General features: G+C 68.5%; 13 protein-coding genes and 2 pseudogenes. 5 read left to right on the forward strand and 10 right to left on the reverse strand.

The features are described from left to right. Positions 1-139 precede the first annotated feature (139 nt). The 6 genes from OG230_RS35755 to OG230_RS35780 all read right to left on the reverse strand — a co-directional run bounded on the left by OG230_RS35755 (position 140) and on the right by OG230_RS35780 (position 5,466). Positions 140-1,141 carry a LacI family DNA-binding transcriptional regulator gene (locus OG230_RS35755; RefSeq protein ID WP_328911632.1) on the reverse strand — a complete coding sequence of 334 codons (1,002 nt, stop codon included), beginning with the start codon at positions 1,139-1,141 and terminating at the stop codon, positions 140-142. A 116-nt stretch (positions 1,142-1,257) separates the two neighbouring features. Continuing rightward, on the reverse strand, positions 1,258-2,085 hold the full coding sequence (locus OG230_RS35760; RefSeq protein WP_328907925.1) for a carbohydrate ABC transporter permease: 828 nt from the start codon (positions 2,083-2,085) through the stop codon (positions 1,258-1,260). 13 nt (positions 2,086-2,098) lie between these two features. After that, positions 2,099-3,040 carry a carbohydrate ABC transporter permease gene (locus OG230_RS35765; protein WP_328907926.1) on the reverse strand — a complete coding sequence of 314 codons (942 nt, stop codon included), beginning with the start codon at positions 3,038-3,040 and terminating at the stop codon, positions 2,099-2,101. A gap of 32 nt (positions 3,041-3,072) precedes the next feature. Next, on the reverse strand, positions 3,073-4,365 hold the full coding sequence (locus OG230_RS35770) for an ABC transporter substrate-binding protein (protein WP_328907927.1): 1,293 nt from the start codon (positions 4,363-4,365) through the stop codon (positions 3,073-3,075). 320 nt (positions 4,366-4,685) lie between these two features. Beyond that, the gene (locus tag OG230_RS35775; RefSeq protein ID WP_328907928.1) at positions 4,686-4,883 is read right to left on the reverse strand and encodes a peptidoglycan-binding domain-containing protein; all 198 of its coding nucleotides are present in this window, start codon (positions 4,881-4,883) and stop codon (positions 4,686-4,688) included. A 43-nt stretch (positions 4,884-4,926) separates the two neighbouring features. Then, entirely contained in the window at positions 4,927-5,466 is a 540-nt protein-coding gene (locus tag OG230_RS35780) for a GrpB family protein (protein ID WP_328907929.1), read from the reverse strand. A 194-nt stretch (positions 5,467-5,660) separates the two neighbouring features. Between OG230_RS35780 and OG230_RS35785 the strand changes: the two genes are divergently transcribed. Further along, complete coding sequence (locus tag OG230_RS35785) at positions 5,661-6,425, forward strand: hypothetical protein (RefSeq protein WP_328907930.1); 765 nt, start codon at positions 5,661-5,663, stop codon at positions 6,423-6,425. A gap of 224 nt (positions 6,426-6,649) precedes the next feature. Continuing rightward, entirely contained in the window at positions 6,650-7,693 is a 1,044-nt protein-coding gene (locus tag OG230_RS35790; protein WP_328911633.1) for a zinc-binding dehydrogenase, read from the forward strand. A gap of 260 nt (positions 7,694-7,953) precedes the next feature. Here the strand turns inward: OG230_RS35790 and OG230_RS35795 are convergent, their stop codons facing one another. From OG230_RS35795 to OG230_RS35805, 3 genes are all read right to left on the reverse strand, one after another. After that, the gene (locus OG230_RS35795; protein ID WP_328907931.1) at positions 7,954-10,392 is read right to left on the reverse strand and encodes a beta-N-acetylglucosaminidase domain-containing protein; all 2,439 of its coding nucleotides are present in this window, start codon (positions 10,390-10,392) and stop codon (positions 7,954-7,956) included. A 599-nt stretch (positions 10,393-10,991) separates the two neighbouring features. Beyond that, positions 10,992-11,900 carry a helix-turn-helix transcriptional regulator gene (locus OG230_RS35800; protein ID WP_328907932.1) on the reverse strand — a complete coding sequence of 303 codons (909 nt, stop codon included), beginning with the start codon at positions 11,898-11,900 and terminating at the stop codon, positions 10,992-10,994. 444 nt (positions 11,901-12,344) lie between these two features. Continuing rightward, positions 12,345-13,067: an ArsR/SmtB family transcription factor gene (locus tag OG230_RS35805; RefSeq protein WP_328907933.1), complete on the reverse strand. Its 723-nt coding sequence runs from the start codon at positions 13,065-13,067 to the stop codon at positions 12,345-12,347. A 109-nt stretch (positions 13,068-13,176) separates the two neighbouring features. On the opposite strand from OG230_RS35805, the gene OG230_RS35810 reads away from it, so the two are divergent. Then, positions 13,177-13,677, forward strand: coding sequence for a GNAT family N-acetyltransferase (locus OG230_RS35810; protein WP_328907934.1), 501 nt, complete (start codon positions 13,177-13,179; stop codon positions 13,675-13,677). Between the two features lie 7 nt (positions 13,678-13,684). Continuing rightward, positions 13,685-14,968 (forward strand): annotated as a pseudogene (locus OG230_RS35815) (ISAs1 family transposase). 57 nt (positions 14,969-15,025) lie between these two features. On the opposite strand, the gene OG230_RS35820 reads toward OG230_RS35815, so the two are convergent. Then, positions 15,026-15,604, reverse strand: coding sequence for a flavodoxin (locus tag OG230_RS35820; protein WP_328907936.1), 579 nt, complete (start codon positions 15,602-15,604; stop codon positions 15,026-15,028). A 35-nt stretch (positions 15,605-15,639) separates the two neighbouring features. Between OG230_RS35820 and OG230_RS35825 the strand changes: the two are divergent. Beyond that, positions 15,640-15,930 (forward strand): annotated as a pseudogene (locus OG230_RS35825) (XdhC family protein); the annotation flags it as partial. Positions 15,931-16,294: the final 364 nt, after the last annotated feature.

The following is a 16,294-nucleotide window of genomic DNA, read 5'->3' on the forward strand; positions in this document are numbered from 1 at the left end:
GGGGGTGGGGCGGGTGCGGCAGGCGGCGGGGCCGTTCGGGCCGGGCCGGCGTGCCTCGGGACGAGGCGGGGACGTGCCCCGGTGGGCCGCGTGCGGTACGGGGCAACGAGCCAGGGTTCAGGGCGCGGGGGCGGTTGGTTCAGGGCGCGGACGGTACGGGACCGGTGGACTCCCGTACGACCAGGCTCGGGCGTCCGTCGAGGACCGGCGGGGGTACGTCTTCCCCGCACCGGACGAGCAGCGCGCGGGCGGCGGCCGCGCCGACCCGTTGCACCTGCTGGTCCACGGTCGTGAGCCGGGGGTGCAGCCAGCGGCCGAGCGGCAGGTTGTCGTACCCCACCACCGACACGTCCTCGGGCACCCTGAGCCCGGCGCGCTGCGCCGTACCGATGCCGCAGACGGCCATGGAGTCGTTGGTGAACACCAGCGCGGTCGGCCGGTCGGGGAGCGCCAGCAGTTCCTCGGTGACGGCGACGGCCGCCCGCTCCGTGAAATCGGTGTGCCGTACGGCGACGGGCCGCAGCCCCGCTTCGGCGAGGGCACTCTCGAACGCGGCCCGGCGCAGCCCGGTGTGCACCAGCTCGGCCGGGCCCGCGACGTACGCGACACGCCGGTGGCCGAGCTCCAGCAGGTGCGCGACGGCCTCACGGACACCGGCGTCCTGCTGCCCGAGGCCGACGCCGGGCACCGGCGACCCGGGGTCCGGCGTACCCAGCAGGACGGCGGGCAGCCCGAGGTCCCGCAGCAGTTGGGGGCGCGGGTCGTCCGCCCGCGCGTCGGTCAGGACCGCACCGTCGATCCGGCCTTCCGCGACCAGCCGTTCGTACAGCGCGCTCTCCTGGGCCATGTCGGCGACCAGGTGGAGCAGCAGACCGTAGCCCCGGGGGGCCAGTTCGCCCTCCAGACCGGTGATCAGCTCGCTGAAGTGAGGGTCGGCGCCGAGCACGTCCGTGGGGCGGCGGACGACGAGCGCGATCGTACGGGTACGGGCCCGGCGCAGGGCGGACGCCGACGCGCTGGGCGACCAGCCCAGTTCGGCGGCCGCGTCCAGGACCCGTCGGCGGGTGGCCTCCGATATCCGGCCGGTGCCGTTGACGGCCTGGGACACCGCGGCGGTGGAGACCCCGGCCGCGGCGGCCACGGCCTTGATCGTGGGCCGGGCGGCTCCCTCGGATCCCGCGCGGGCCCCGGGCTTGGCACCGGTTGCCGCTCCCGTGGGTTGTCCGGCGTCCTCGGGACGCTTCTCGGTTCGTACCTTCACATCTTCACCGCCCCGCTGACGAGAGCCTGTTGCATGCGCTTCTGGAGCAGGGTGTACACCACCCAGACCGGGACCAGGGTCAGTACCGTGCCTGCGGTCAGGATGCCGTAGTCGGTGCCGGTCAGGGACTTCAGGGTGGGCAGAGCCACCTGTACGGTGCGCTGCTCGGGGTCCGGGCCGATGATGACGAGCGAGTACAGGTACTCGTTCCAGAAGGTCAGGAAGTTCAGCAGGAGGATGGTCGCGATCCCCGGCATGCACATCGGCGTGTACACGTGCCGCAGGACAGCGAAGGTGGACGCGCCGTCCAGGCGCGCCGCCTCCTCCATCTCGTGCGGGATGGTCCGCATGAACTGCACCAGGATCACGACCGAGAGCGGCATCGCCGTGGCCGGCAGGAACAGCACCATGAAGGCGCGGGTGTGGAACAGTCCGGTCGCGGCGGCGAGCAGGAACGTGGGGAAGAGCGCGGCGAACGTGGGGACCAGGAACCCCAGCGAGAACACCCGCTCCACGAACGCCCCGAGCCGTCCCTCCGAACGGGCGATGGCGAAAGCCGCCGGAATGGCGAGACCCAGGGTGAGAGCCAGCGCCAGCACCGTGACCAGCACCGAGTTGACGACGGCCGGTCCCAGGCCCGCGGAGGAGAAGGCTTCCCCGAAATTGTGCAGGGAGAACGAGGTCGGCAGGGAGAAGGGGCTCCCGAAGATCTGGTCGTTCGTCTTGAACGCCGAGACCAGCAGGTAGTAGAGGGGGACCACCAGTAGCGCCGCGTACAGCCACGCGAGGACGTGGGCCGGCAGCCAGGACCTTCCGAACTTCATGGAACTGCTCCGATCAGTAGTTCTGGCGGAAGACGCGACGGATGGTCAGCAGCCCGGCCAGACCGACCAGGAACAGGACCACACCGACGGTCTGGCTGTAGCCGAGGTCGGCCGCGATGAACGCCTTCTGGTACACGAGGAAAGACAACGTTGTCGAGGAGCTTCCCGGGCCGCCCTGGGTGAGCAGCAGCACGTTCTGTGCGGAGCCGAAGAGCGTCCACAGGAACTGAAGCATCGTCACGACACCGACGAAGTCACGGATGACGGGGAAGTGGATGCGCCACATGGCACGCCAGTGTCCGGCGCCGTCGAGCTGGGCGGCCTCACCGATCTCGTCCGGCACGCTTCCCAGCCGGGCGGCGAACAGCACGGCGGTGAAGCCGATGCCGCTCCACACGTCGAGGACGATCAGGCAGTAGAGGGCGGTGGACGGCGAGGCGAGCCAGGCGTCGGCCAACGATCCCAGACCGACCTTGTCGAGCCCGCCGTTGAGCAGACCGTCCGGCGAAAGGACCGCGTAGAACACCATGGCCTTGGCCGGCGTGGAGATCAGGCCGGGGATGAAGAGCAGGTACCGCAGGACGCGGTGGCCCGGCGGCTTCTGCGCGACGTAGTACCCCAGCATGTACGCGCACACGATCATCACGGGCAGTGCGACGACGAGCTGCACGCCGGTGTTGGTCACCGCGTCCCAGAAGACCGGGTCGTCGAGAACGGTACGAACGTTGCCGAGACCGGCGAAGGAGACCGGCTGGAGCATGCCGGGCCAGTGCAGGGCGGCGATGACGAAGATGGCGACCAGCGGGCCGACCATGAAGACGAGGTACCAGACCAGCGCCGGCACGGCGAGGACGACCCCGCCCTGTTTGCGGCGCGAAGGAGTGGTGGGGGACGGCAACGGCGGATCCGGCCGGCGGACCGAGGCGCCGCCCGGGGCGGACGAGAGCAACGTCATGAGGGGACTCGCAGAGGGCTGGGGCGCGCGGATCAGGCCGTGCGGTAGGCGGATTCGAGGGCGGAGCGCACGGCAGCCGCGCTCGTCCCCCGGGTGAAGGCGGTGCTGGTCGCCGTGATCAGAGGCTGGGTGGCCGTCGGAGGTACGTACAGGTCGGGCAGGAGGACCTGGCCGACCGAGTCACCGAGCTGCTGGGCCTTGGCCACCAGGGGGAAGTCCTTGCTGACCGTGTCCGTCACCAGAGCCATGTCCCGCCCGCTCTCGGTGATGAAGCGCGAGACCACCTCGGGCCGGTACATGAAGCGCAGGAACTTCTCGACCGAGGACAGCTTCTTGACGCCGTTGGGGCTGATCCAGAAGCCGATGAGGGTGTACGAGCGCAGGATCGTCGGCTTGCTGTGCGAGGCGCCGGGGGCCAGCGGCCAGCCGCCGACCTCGGTGTGCCCGGCGGTCTTCGGGGCGACCTTCGCCAGCGCCGAGGACATAGCGGACTGGATGGCCGCAGCCTCGGTGTTGTACTGCGTGGTCATCGTGTCGGAGGTCAGCCCCTGCGCCTTGTCGGCGAAGACACCGGCGTCGCGCAGCTGGACGAAGTAGTCGATGCCCTCGCGGGCACCCCTGCTGCCGCTGAAGTCGCCGGTCGTGTAGACCTTCCTGGCCTCGTCGGGCGTGAGGAAGGTCTGGATGATCTGGGCCAGCAGCTTCTGCCCGGTCCAGTCGTTGCCGCCGACGGTGACCGGGGCTATGCCCTTGGCGCGCAGCCTGCGCGCGGCACCGATCAGCTGGTCGCCGGTGGTGGGGACGGAGCCGACGCCGGCCCGCTCCAGCAGGGCGGTGTTGTAGGCGACGGGCCAGTTCGTGGCGAAGTACGGGAAGGCGCGCAGCCTGCCCTTGCTGTCGGTCCACGCCTCCAGGGCGGCGGGCAGGACGCGCTCGCGCAGCCCCCAGTCGTCGAGGTACCCCTTCACGTCGACGGTGGCGCCGACATCGGTCCAGGCCAGCGTCTTGTCGTAGAGGTTGACCATGACCACGTCCGGCTCCTTGCGGGCCAGCCGGGAGGTCTCGTACACCTGGGGAAGATCGTCGCCGTTGACGAGATTCTTGACCCGTAGGCCGGGGTTCTCGTCCTCGAACGTCTTCACGACGGCTTTGTAGGTGGGGGAGCCCGGTGCGGTGGTGCCGAGCTGGGTGTGCACGAGCAGAGTGCCGGGGTCGGAATCGGCCGAGGCGAGTGTGGAACAGCCGGACAGAGCGGGTATTGCGGTAGCGGCAGCGAGGCCGGAGCCTGCAGCGAGGAAACCGCGCCGACTCAGGGATGAGCGCACAGCGGGATGTCTCCAACCAGGACGTTAACCATGTGGTTAATCGATGTACCAGTGGGCTGCGAGAAACCTAAGGGCACTTGATTGAATGGTCAACCCCCGGTTGCGCATGCTGAAAACACGGACATATCGGGTGAGTTGAGGGTCGGTTTCGTGGAGTGGGAGGGCCACACGTCACGGGAACACGGCATGACCTGCTCACCCTCGGCTGCCGTCCGAACTGCCGGTCAGCGAACGCCCCGAAGGCGTACACCGACACCTCCTTCCCCCGCTGCGGGTGCAGTGGGGGAAGGAGCCGTCGGCCGGCCGGGGGACCACTCGCGTCAGCGGGTCCCGAACAGGGCGCGCCAGGTCTCCGGGCCGATGACGCCGTCGACCTGCACGTGGTGGTTCTTCTGGAAGGCGACCGCCGCCGACTTCGTATTCGAGCCGAACCTGCCGTCGACCGTGAGGCTGTAGCCGTACACCTTCAGCTGCGTCTGCGCTGCCTTCGCCGCCTTGCCCGACGAGCCGTACTGCACCGTCTTGATCAGCTTGGACCAGGTGTTCGGACCGATGATGCCGTCAGCGGCCAGGGACCGGGACTTCCCGAGCGACGTAGGACTTCGCGACCAGTTCCTCCACCAGAGCGCTCTTCGCCCTCGAGTAGTCCCGTCTACCCTGGCTGTCGGCACGGAACCGCTGTGCGAGGGCCACCTTCAACGCGCTGTAGCGCCGGACTTCATCGGGCCGCTGACGTAGGTAGTCACGGAGCAAGACGTGATCAAGGTGGGGTCTGGAGCCGGTGACCACGCCATACAGGTGATGTTCGGGAGCCGCAGGAGGGGCTTGAAAGGCATCCCGCCCTGGAATCCCCAGATCGCCTTCGTGCCGGTAGCCCAGCTCGGTGAGCCGGGAGATCAGCTCGGGCATGGTGGCGTCCTCGGCCACCACAATGTCGAGGTCGATGATCGGCTTGGCGGCACATCCGGGCACGGCTGTGCTTCCGACATGCTCGATGGATACAGCCAGGTCCGCGACGTGAGGCGCAAGCCGCTGCCGCAGGTCCTCAAACTGCTCGGGCCATCGGCGGTCGTAGTCGCCGACCACGATCATGCCAGTCATGCCAGTCAGTCTCGCAGGATCGCCAGGGCCCATCGAATCGCTCTGACGGCCCTGGCTATCGCGTACCAAGTCGTAAGCTGGAGCGCGGCCACGACCACCTCAGGCCAGCCCTGTGGCCGACCGGCCCACCCGCTTCAAAGGAGACCACACTGAGTACACGCGCCCTGCTGTGGTCGATTCCGATCGCAGCGTTCGTGCTGGGTCTGCCCTTGTTGACCGGCTGCGCCATCGACAAGGGCACGGCACTTGCCGCGGATTTCGAAGAACGCTGGGCCGGCACGCCGGACGTGGCACGTATCCGCACCACCAAGAACAACACGCTGCCCTTCAGCGGAACCTCGACCGGCACTCTGGTCCTTGAGGACGGCACTTCGGCCGACCGTGTGACCAAGCTGGCGGGCGAGATGAGGGAATACGTCGCCCGTCACAAGAAGATCACCGGCCGGCTCACGGCGGATGGCCTGACTTTCACGGTCGTCGCGGACGAGGGGCGTACCGGTGAGGTCCTGGCGCTATGGCGGTCATTGAAGGCCGACGAGCAGGTGACAGTCGCCGACATCCATGACGCGCCCTGGAAGGAAGCGACCGACCGCTGGCGGATCGAGGTCAACACGGTCGATGCCACCGGCGCATTGGCGGTGTTCAAGGACATGTACGCCGAGGGCGGTCGGCACCGGCCGCTCAACGGTGTCACGGTCCTGGAAGTCCGTGGACCGGGGCTGTTCGTGGAGACCGGCTTCAACGACCGTTACCCCACCGAGGCGGTCGCCGCGTACGAGGCGGTGCTCGCTCGGCACCCGGTCGTCGGCGCGAATCTGCGGCGGGACGCTGTATCGGGGTCGGCGGTGAGCATCGTTGTCGCCAAGAGCGCGGATCTGGACGATGCCCGCGAACTCGCCAGAAGGGCGGCGCCGAACCTCGGCGCCGCCGTCGAGGTCACGAGCAGCAGCGGCGACTGAGCTCTGGCTGTCCGCGGTGCCGGGCGTCGACGGGGTCGGGAGGCGGTCGGTGATCACGGGCTCTTGGATGTGGAGACGGCACGACGCTGCCGTCTGTGCCTGCTCCCCGGCATGGCCGACGGCTGCCGGGGGAGTGCGAACGGGTGCGGTGAACGACACCCGCTCACTCAACCCTCGGTGGGCGTGAGTTGTCGCCGCAGACTGGGTGGATGAACAACCGAACGATGACTGCCGCTGTTCTTTATCGGCATGGAGGTCCGGAGGCGCTCCAGCTACGGGAGGACTGGCCGCTACCAAGCGTGGGACCTGGGCAGGTTCTCGTGCGTGTTTCCGCGGCGGCCGTGAACAACACTGACGTATGGACCAGGCAAGGCGCGTACGGCTTGCCTGGTCGTCCCGAGGCGAAGGCCGGATGGCGGGGAGCAGTGGACTTTCCCCGCGTCCAGGGCGGCGACATCGCGGGAGTCATCAGCGAAACAGCCGAGGACGTGCCCGACGCATGGGTCGGTCGCCGGGTTCTCGTCGACCCCGCGTTCTACGCGGATGCGGGCGAGGATGCTGTGGCCGTCGGGCTGCTGGGCAGCGAAGCGGACGGCGGCTTCGCCTCCTACGTCGCGGTCGATGCCTCCCGTGTCCACGACATGAGTGCCTCCCCGCTCTCGGACCAGGAGCTCGCTGCGCTTCCAGTGGCCTACGGCACGGCGATGGGCATGCTGGAGCGGGCCCGCATCAGGAGCGGGGAGACGGTCCTGGTGACCGGCGCTTCCGGCGGTGTCGGACTCGCGCTCGTCCAGCTCGCCGCCGCACGCGGCGCACGCGTGGTGGCGCTCACCAGCGCATCCAAAGCGGCCTCACTGCGAGAGGCAGGCGCGACGGCCACACTCCTTCGGGAGACGGAACCAGCAGGACTGCAAAGCCAGTTGAAGGCAGTGGCGCCCGAGGGGCTGGATGCCGTCGCCGACGTTGCCGGCGGGCCGTGGCTTGAACAGCTCCTGCCCGCGATGCGCGACGGTGCTCGCTGGGCCATCGCCGGAGCGGTCGCCGGGGCCGTCATCACCTTCGACCTGCGTCGCCTGTACCTGCACAACCTCAGCCTCATCGGCTCCTCGATGCACACCCGCGCCCACTTCGCATCCTTGGCGGACCTGGCTCGCGTCGGCACCGTGCACCCGCGCATCGCCGCCAGCTATCGACTCACCGAACTCCACGCCGCCCAGGAGGAGTTCCTGCGCGGCACACACGTAGGAAAGATCACCATCACCCCGTGAGGATCGTCGGTACCCTTCCGTACGGGCCCTCGGTTCAGGCCCTTGCTGCGGCCCCTGCACACTCGGGCCGCTGGACACGGCGCATCCCGACGCTGTCCGTGTGCGGACCGGGCCGGGTCCGCCGCGAGCGGAGTGTCCGGCCCGGGATGCGGTGGAGGAGCGGCTCGTCGAGTACTCCGCGCACTGGCCTCTGATGCTCCCGGCCCGTGTCCGGCCCACCCGAAAGGGAGGCCGGACACGGTTCACCGGCTGGGAGTGGGTTACTTCTGCGTGCGGCCGAAGATCTCGGCCTCGGCCATATTGAGCTCCCCGGGAGTCTCGACAGCGAGCCATATCCGCACGTAGCGACCCTTGGCCGAGGTGTCGATGGTGGTCGGGCTTCCCGCCTGGTCGGCCTCGTGGTGGCTCCAGACTCCCGGCTTGCCGAGCTGGTCGGCCAGCGTCCCCGAGAAGGGCTCGTCGGACACCAGCACGTAGTAGTCCTTGAGCCGTCCCGAACAGCAGTCCGTCCGGTTGTAGATCTTGATCTGCTCCAGGTCCGCAGATGCCCCGAGGTCGACTTGCCACCAGGGCTGCGCCTCCTTGCCGCTGGTGGCGGAGAAGTCGAAGCGGTCACCGTTGACGGACTTCTCGGCGGTGAACGGGAACGCCCCGTCCCAGTTGTAGTCGGAGATCTGCGTCGCCGTCCTGCCCCGGGCGAGCTCGCGCAGTGGAGGCAACCCCATCGAATCGTCGTGCAGGTTCTGCACGCGGGTCACGAAGTCCGTGATGAAGGGATCACCGATCTGCACCTGGCCGAGCTGATGGTGCTCCACCGGGTCGACTGAGATCTTCGCTGCTTCGGCGGCACGGGCATCCATCGCATCGCGCTGCGCCGCGGCCGTCGAGGCGTCACCGGCCTCGATCGCGGCGAGCGTGTCGAGTCCGCGCTGCATCGCCTGTCCCCACAACTGCGTGGCATCCAGCCAGCGGGATGCGTCGGACAGGAACAGCTTGTCCGGCACACCGGCGCGAATCGTCGCCGGTGCTTTGGTGATCGCGGCCACGGTCGGCCGGAACTCGCGGATCGCCCGTGGTCCATCGGTCCCGTAGCCGTCCCAGAATCGGTCCAACTCGGCGCTGAGCAAAGGCGCCTGGGGCTGCCACGGCTCTGCCCCGAAGGTCGGCGCGGCGTGGTTCAGGTCGACGAACGTCTGGACCGCATCCGCCGTACGGGGGTCTCCGCCGGCCAGGTAGAGCGCGGCCTGTCGACCGGAGCGGGTCCGGTCGTATCCCCGGTCGTTCCACGAGAAGTCCGACATCGTGAAGACGGCGAGTTTACTGGCCGCCTCCTGGTTCATCGGGTTGGAGACGATCCCGCTCAGGTGGTCGGACAGTCCGCTCTCGCGCTTGTCGTAGGGCGCGAGCAACAGCCGCCCAGCGGTCCGGCCGAAGTCGTTGACCGGGTAGTTGTCCCAGACGAAGACCTTGCGTCCGAACAGCTCGGACGCCTCGGACGCCTGGGCGTTGGTGATCTCCTGCGGCACCACATCCGTCCCGGTCCACATCACCTGCACCGCAGGGTCGAGAGTGGACCGGATCGTCTGCTTGTACGCCGTGTCGGTGAGGTCGCCGTACTCCGTGGGCACCATCTGCAGGGGGTTCGCCCCGTCGCGCTCGGCGATGAAACCGCGCTGAACCTCGTTCAGCAGACCGACCTGCGCCGTGGCTGCCGCTCCTCGGCCAGGTGCCCCGAACTTCGTCTGGTCGCCTTCGCAGTTCCAGCGGGTGTAGCTGATGTCGTCCAGGGGGACGGAGAACGACCGCACGCCCACGTCGTACATCGCTTGCAGTTTCGCCGTCAGCGCCTTCGTGTCGTCCGGGTCGGAGTAACAGACGGAGGCACCGGGCGAGACGGCGAAGGTGAAGCGCACGTGGTTCGCTGTCGCGCGCTCGACCAGTGCCCGCAACTCGCCGAGCTTGTCCGCCGGGTAGGGCTCGCGCCACTTCTCGCGGTGGTACGGGTCGTCTTTCGGAGCGTACACATAGGTGTTGGACTTCACGTCACCGAGGAAGTCCATCTGGTCCAGGCGCTCGGCATTGGTCCACGGAGGTCCATAGAAGCCCTCGATACTGCCGCGCAGCGGCATCGACGGGTAGTCGGAGATGCCGGCTCCGGCGATCCGGCCTTCGTCCTCCGCATCATTGGTGACGAACAGCTGACGCAGTGTCTGAACGGCGTAGTACTGGCCGGTCGCGTCGGTGCCGCCCAGGGCCACTGTGGGCAGGCGCTCGGCGTTCCGGCCGACGCGCAGCGCGTAGCCCTCGCCGTGGTCGGGGACCGCGGTGCCCGCCAGGGCCCTGTCCAGGTCGGGGCGGGTGGCGGGCCCGAGCAGGAAGGTCAGCGGAGAGCGGCCGGACGCGTGGTCACGTACGTCGATTCGCTCCACGCCGTGCGCGCGCAGGGTGGCCAGGAGCAGTGAGCGTGCGGCGTCGTCGGTGTCGCTGCCGACAACGACTTCCGCCCTGCCGGTCAGGTTCACGTCGTTGCCCACGCGTGCCATGTGCTGCGGTGTCGGCGACACCATCGGGAGGGATTCCTGCGTTGCCGGTCCGGACTGCCGGTCGGCGGGCGCCGCGGGCGCGCCGAAAGCTTGAGGGGTTGTGGCTATCGCTGTGACCGTCAGCAGGGTGGCGACAGCTCTCACGAGTCGGTACATGCGTCCTCCGGGGTGACGAGAGGTTGCGCTTACTTGTTCGGTTACTCGCATCTTCAATCAGATGCACGCAATGAACGGACACCGAGTGGAGTAGACCACCGGGTGAACCTCTGTGGCTACCCTCGTTCAGCAGGCGATTGCCGAGACCCTTTCGATGACGCCCTCCGCCCCCGAGCTCCCTGCCCCGGGCCGAGGCGCGGCTTCGCAACTCACCGAACCAGTACGGCCCTTCCCGCTTCGCGCACGGTGGTCTGCAACCCGGTCATCGCCTTCGCCGAGATGGGCCGGGCGCTGGGTGCTCCTAAGGGTTCGGTGCACGGTTCTGTCCAGGGGTTGCCGGCGAAGGGGCGTACGACCTCACCTTGGCCAGTGGACACACCCGGGCCGGGCAGGTGAGGCAGGCGGGACCTGGGGACAGCGTCGCGACGGCCGTCCCCATCCGCCAGGCAGCCGGCATGAGGCGCCGAGAGGAGAAGCTGCACGCGACGCTTCTCCAGCACGTCGAGAGGCGGACCGTCGCTCGCGAGGAGGTCGGTGAGGCCGGGCATCACGGGAGTGGCACACCTGACCCCGCTTCCGGCCGAGACGCCGATGTTCTGTCAGGGCTGAATGGGCCGTGTCGGGTCGGTCTTCACGCCGGGGGACCGGGTGGGCTGGGGCGCGGTCATGTCGAGCAGGAGCATGGCGTCGTGATCCGCAGTGTCCGGTTCGGCGGTGTAGGCGCCGAGGCGTTGGCCAGGCGTGCCTTCGAGATTCATGCTCTGTCCGCTGAGAGTCAGGATGCCGACCTGCGGGTGGTGGAAGGTCTTCTGGATCTTCTTGCGTCCGATGACCTCGTAGCGTTCCCAGAGTTTGGCGAAGTCGGGGCTCTTGAGCAGAAGCTCTCCGACCAGGCTGGTGAGGTCCGGGGCATCAGGGTTGGTACCGGCCTCGGCGCGCAGGCGGGCGACGCACGTACGGACCTGGGTCTCCCAGTCGGGGAACAGCTCGTGTGCCGTCGGGTGGAGGAACAGGTAGCGGGCCAGGTTGCGCTGCTTGGCCGGCCAGTCGCCGAGCCCTGCGTAAAGGGCGAGGCCGGCGGGGTTCCAGGCGAGGAGGTCCATGCTGCGGCTGACGATGTAGGCGGGGTTGGGCCGCATCGTCTCCAAGAGGAGCTTCAGGTGGGGGCGCACGGTCCGGGCGGGTGGGGGAGGCGGTTCGGGTGCGTAGTGCGCCGCGCGGGCGGCGAGCTCCCGGAGGTGGTGGTGTTCGTCGTCGTCGAGGTTGAGGGCGCGGGCGAGAGCATCGACGACGCCGGGACTGGGCCGGGTCTCCTTTCCGCGTTCGATGCGGGTGTAGTAGTCGATGCTGACTCCGGCGAGGGTGGCCAGTTCTTCGCGGCGGAGCCCGGGGGTGCGACGGGTACCGGGGCCCGGAGTGAGGCCCGCGCTCTGAGGGCTGGTCTGGGTGCGGCGAGCGCGCAGGAAGCGCGCCAGTTCGTCGCCACTGATGTGATGCTCGCGTGCCATAAATCCAGTGTCGCAATGGTGCCCTCGGAGCGGAATCCGCGAGGGGGGCCGTGTCATACCCCCCAAGGAAGCCGACGCGCTTGTGGTCGACGGCGTGGGCGCACTGACCGACCGGCTGGGCGCCGCACCCGCCAGTGAGGGCCTGGAGGGTGCGGCTGGTTCGGCCGGGGCCTCTCGTTTGGATCATGCCGGGCTCGCGGGGGCCGGTGCGCACTTCTGCGGCGCTGTCGTCCAGTACCAACACTCCGCGGCCCCTCCGCCGTGCAGCTGACGGCGCGCTCCGCCCGTGCAGTGGCCGGTTGCGGACGGCAGCTGCCGGGCGGGCCGCTTTGCCCGCGGCGTTGAGCCACGCCTCTGCCCCGGGGCAAGCCAGGGCCCCGGGGAGAGTCCTGTTCGCCCGGCTTGATCACGCGTCCGTGTGGCAGGGTCAGGTCCGGTTCAGGATCAGAGTTCAGCTGGTGGCAGGCCCAGGTGGTCGTGCAGTGCCCGGCGGCCGACGGGTGTCACGAGGAGGGCGCGGCTGGTTCCGATGCGCGTCATCCACCCGGTGGCAAGTGCGTGGGCGGACAGGGCGGCGCCCACCGCGCCGGCCAGGTGGGGACGGCGCTCGGTCCAGTCGAGGCAGGCGCGCACCGGTGGCCGGCGTGAGCCGACGGGCACCGTGATGCCGACCTCGGCAAGCCAGAGGGCGCCCTTGCCGGTCAGGCCCGGCTCGGGCCCCCACTCCAGGAGTCCGTGTTCGACCATCGCGTCGGTGATAGCCAGCGCGGTGGTTCCGGCCAGGTGGTCGTAGCACAGCCGGACGCGGGCCAGTGCCTGCTGCCGGCCGGAGGCCGCCAGCGAGCGTGGCCGGGGGCTGTGCTTCGGGGCCAGCACGGCAAGGCTCTCGATCAGTTCGACCACTCTGCGGTCGGCCACCCGTACGTAGCGGTGGCGTCCGTGCCGCTCCTCGACGAGGAGTCCGCCGTTCACGAGCAGGTTCAGGTGCGAGGTCGCGGTGGACGGTGCGACTCCGGCGTAGCGCGCGAGCTCGTTCGCCGTCCACGCCCGGCCGTCGAGCAGTGCGAGGCAGAAGGCGGCCCGGGTGTTGTCGGCCACCAGTTTGGCCACGCCCGCCAGGTCCACACCCACATCCTGGTCTGCGCGCTGAATGTCCACGGTGCCCATTGTCGCCGACGTCCCTTCGACGTCCGTCGAAGCGTCCGGGTCCTAGCGTCGGCTCGTGCGCCGGGCTCACCGGCCCTGCACCCGCATCCGCTCACGTACTGGAGCAACCATGCCTGCGTCCGACACTGCCGTCACCGCCTCCCACCAGCCCAAACCCCGGACGGACTGGGTGCTCACCGACTCCCCCCTATCGGAGGACGTCGCGGCAATCTCCGACGCGCTGGACCGCTTCAACATCGAACACACGGGAATCGCCGACCGCAGACCTCTGGCCGTCCTGGTCCGTGATCCCGAAACGCGCCAGGTGGTCGGCGGACTGACCGGGCGTACCTCGCTCGGGCTGTTCTTCCTCGACCTCTTCTACCTGCCGCCCCGGCTGCGTGGTAGCGGGCTGGGAACAGAGCTACTCCGGCAGGCCGAGGACGAGGCTCGTGCCCGTGGCTGCCGTATGGCCGTGCTCTACACGATCACCTTCCAGGCCCCCGGCTTCTACCAGAACCACGGTTGGAAGCGGCTCGGAGAGGTGCCCTGCGATCCGCCAGGCACCAGCCGCGTCTTCATGACCAAGGAACTCACGGCACCGACCGGTGAACCAACCCGGTTCCGGTAAGGTCGCCGTGCTCGTTGCACCATCATCTGATCCGTCCGCTCCGCACTTGCCACAGGCCGCGTTTGGAGCGTCACGGCCCGAGGTGGTGGTGCCGTCCGGTCTGCTCGACGCACTGGCCCAGGCGCCAGATCCGGGGAATCCGCGTGGGGTGCGGTTCCGGCTGGCAACGCTGCTCGCGGTCGGCGTATGTGCACTCACCAGCGCCGGACACAACTCCCTAACCGCCATTGCCGAGTGGGTACGCCGCTGCGACCAGGATGTCCTGGCCCGGCTGGGCTGCCCCTTCGACCCCTTTACCGGCCGGTTCAAGGCTCCGGGCGAGCGCACTTTGCGCGACGTATTTGCCCGTGTCGACCCCGCGATACTCACCGCCGCCGGTTTCACCAGGCTCACCACACTCCAGGCCCGCCCGATATCCGCAACAACCCCGGACGGGACCGTAGAGCGCGAACAGCGCCGCGTCCACTGCACCGCCCAGCACGAGACGGACCCGCCGCAACCACGTCGTACGGCCTTCGCCGTGGACGGCAAATGCCTACGCGGAGCCGTCCGTGCGGACGGCAGCCGCGTCTTCGTCCTGTCCGCAGTGCGCCACCACGATGCGTTGACCGCCGCTCTACGCGAGATCGGTGCGAAGACGAACGAGATCCCCGAGTTCGCTCCGCTGCTGGACACCCTCGATGATCAGGATCTGGCCGGCTCCGTCGTCACCGTCGACGCCCTGCATGCCCAGACGAGTCACGCTCGCTACCTTGTCGAGGACCGCCAGGCCCACTACCTGCTGTCGGTGAAGAACAACCAGCCCACCCTGGCCCGTCAGTTGACCAAACTGCCCTGGAAGCAGGTACCGGTCCTCGATCAGTCCCGCGACCGCGGGCACGGCCGGGAGGAGGTCCGCGAGGCGAAGGTGGTGAGCGTGGACGGACTGCTGTTCCCCCATGCCCGCCAGATTGTTCGCATCCACCGCAAACGCCGCCGAATCGGGACATCGAAGTGGCAGACCGAGATTGTCTACGCCGTCACCGATCTCGCGACCTATCAGGCGTCTCCCGCTGAGATCGCTGCATGGGCGCGGCCACTGGATCATCGAGAACACCGTCCACTGGACGAAAGGCGTGACCTTCGCCGAAGACGCCAGTCAGATCCGCCGGCATCGCACCCTCGCCGTCATGAGCGCCCTGCGCGATCTTGCCCGCGCCACCCTCCGCCGCTCCGGATGGGCCAACATCGCCAGCGGCCGGCGAGCCCACACGCAACCGCAGCCACGCTCACCCTCCACGGGATTCCATGATCAAACCGGGCGAACGCGACTCTCCCCGGGGCCCTGCGGGGCAAGCCGCCGTGCGCCTCATGTGCGCGCCATTCCGATCCGTTCGAGCCAGGCGACCACCTCGGATTCGGCGTCGTCCATGTCATCCCGCGAGATGGTGAACGCATTGCCCACCACGGCTGAGTCGGAAAGTGTTTCGGTGATGGTTTCCACAGTGCCCGAAAGACCGTTTCCACCATGGGTGCTGAACGGAATTACATTCTTTCCGGAGAAAACGTGACCCTCGAAGAACGTATGCATCGGCATCGGCAGTTCGTACCACCAGATCGGATAGCCTACGAACACGGTGTCGTAATCGCTGAGGTTCTGGATCGGCGACTTGAGCTTCGGTCGTGCATCTGCTTCCTGTTGTTCGAGCGCGATGTCTTCCAGTGTGTCGTGATCAAGGGGCAGCTGTTCAGCCGTCTCGATTCGGAAGCCTTCGGCGCCGGTTCGTTGGCTGATGATCTGTGCGACGTACTGGGTGTTCCCCAGAACCCTTCCCTCGACGACGTGCGCGCTGTTCTCCTCGTCCTCGCTCATATCATCGGGGCTATCGGTCTCCGGCACGGAGAAGTAGGCGACCAGGATGCGCGATTCGTCCTCCGGCGGAGTCATTTTCTTGGGGCTTTCTCTTCGGAGGAATCCGCACTCCCCACTATGGAGCAGCCTGCGACGTGGATGAGCGCACTGCCTTCTCCGTCCTCACGCGCGACGCCAAGTTCGATATCCTTTTGCTCCGGCTGGCACTCGGCCTGCCGGTGGGGTACGTCGGCTCACTCGGTTCACGACCGCATGCGACTTCTCATCGGCCTTCGACCTCAGTGCCCACACTGCCGAGGAAACCGCCGTCTCGATCGCGGCGGAGATCATCGCCCTCACGCACAGGAACACCCCTGACCCAGCGCACTGGTCCGATCCACCACCACGCACACCCATTGTGAGCGCGGACCGAGGGGAGCCCTCTGCGCGGTAGTGGGGCGGGTGATTGGCGCCGTCCGGCTCAGGCGCCGATGCGGCGCTTGGAGAGGCAGGTGGGCCGCGTCGGTGTCCAGGCCAATGGAGGCCATCTGGGTCACCGGAGAGCTCGCAGGTGCTGGGGGGTGGTTCCAGGCGCGATCCACCATTCCCACTGAGTCCTGGTCCGTCTTCAACGGCTGTGAGGTGGTACCGCTGTTGACTCATGTCGCGGCCTCGGGGTCGGTGACGCCGTACCAGAAGGCGGCGGAGGGCGTTCCAACGCGCCCCGCTTGGATGGCCGTTGGCCTGTTCGCGGGGGAGTGGGAGTCGCGTCGGCGGATCACGTCA

This window comes from Streptomyces sp. NBC_00234 (assembly GCF_036195325.1).
GTDB lineage: Bacteria > Actinomycetota > Actinomycetes > Streptomycetales > Streptomycetaceae > Streptomyces.

Coding starts and splice junctions, on each gene's coding strand:
- OG230_RS35820 (WP_328907936.1), bottom strand. CDS start 15,604: ATGACTCCGCCGGAGGACGAATCGCGCATCCTGGTCGCCTACTTCTCC.
- OG230_RS35780 (WP_328907929.1), bottom strand. CDS start 5,466: ATGACTGGCATGATCGTGGTCGGCGACTACGACCGCCGATGGCCCGAG.
- OG230_RS35765 (WP_328907926.1), bottom strand. CDS start 3,040: ATGACGTTGCTCTCGTCCGCCCCGGGCGGCGCCTCGGTCCGCCGGCCG.
- OG230_RS35790 (WP_328911633.1), top strand. CDS start 6,650: ATGACTGCCGCTGTTCTTTATCGGCATGGAGGTCCGGAGGCGCTCCAG.
- OG230_RS35760 (WP_328907925.1), bottom strand. CDS start 2,085: ATGAAGTTCGGAAGGTCCTGGCTGCCGGCCCACGTCCTCGCGTGGCTG.
- OG230_RS35795 (WP_328907931.1), bottom strand. CDS start 10,392: ATGTACCGACTCGTGAGAGCTGTCGCCACCCTGCTGACGGTCACAGCG.
- OG230_RS35800 (WP_328907932.1), bottom strand. CDS start 11,900: ATGGCACGCGAGCATCACATCAGTGGCGACGAACTGGCGCGCTTCCTG.
- OG230_RS35810 (WP_328907934.1), top strand. CDS start 13,177: ATGCCTGCGTCCGACACTGCCGTCACCGCCTCCCACCAGCCCAAACCC.
- OG230_RS35805 (WP_328907933.1), bottom strand. CDS start 13,067: ATGGGCACCGTGGACATTCAGCGCGCAGACCAGGATGTGGGTGTGGAC.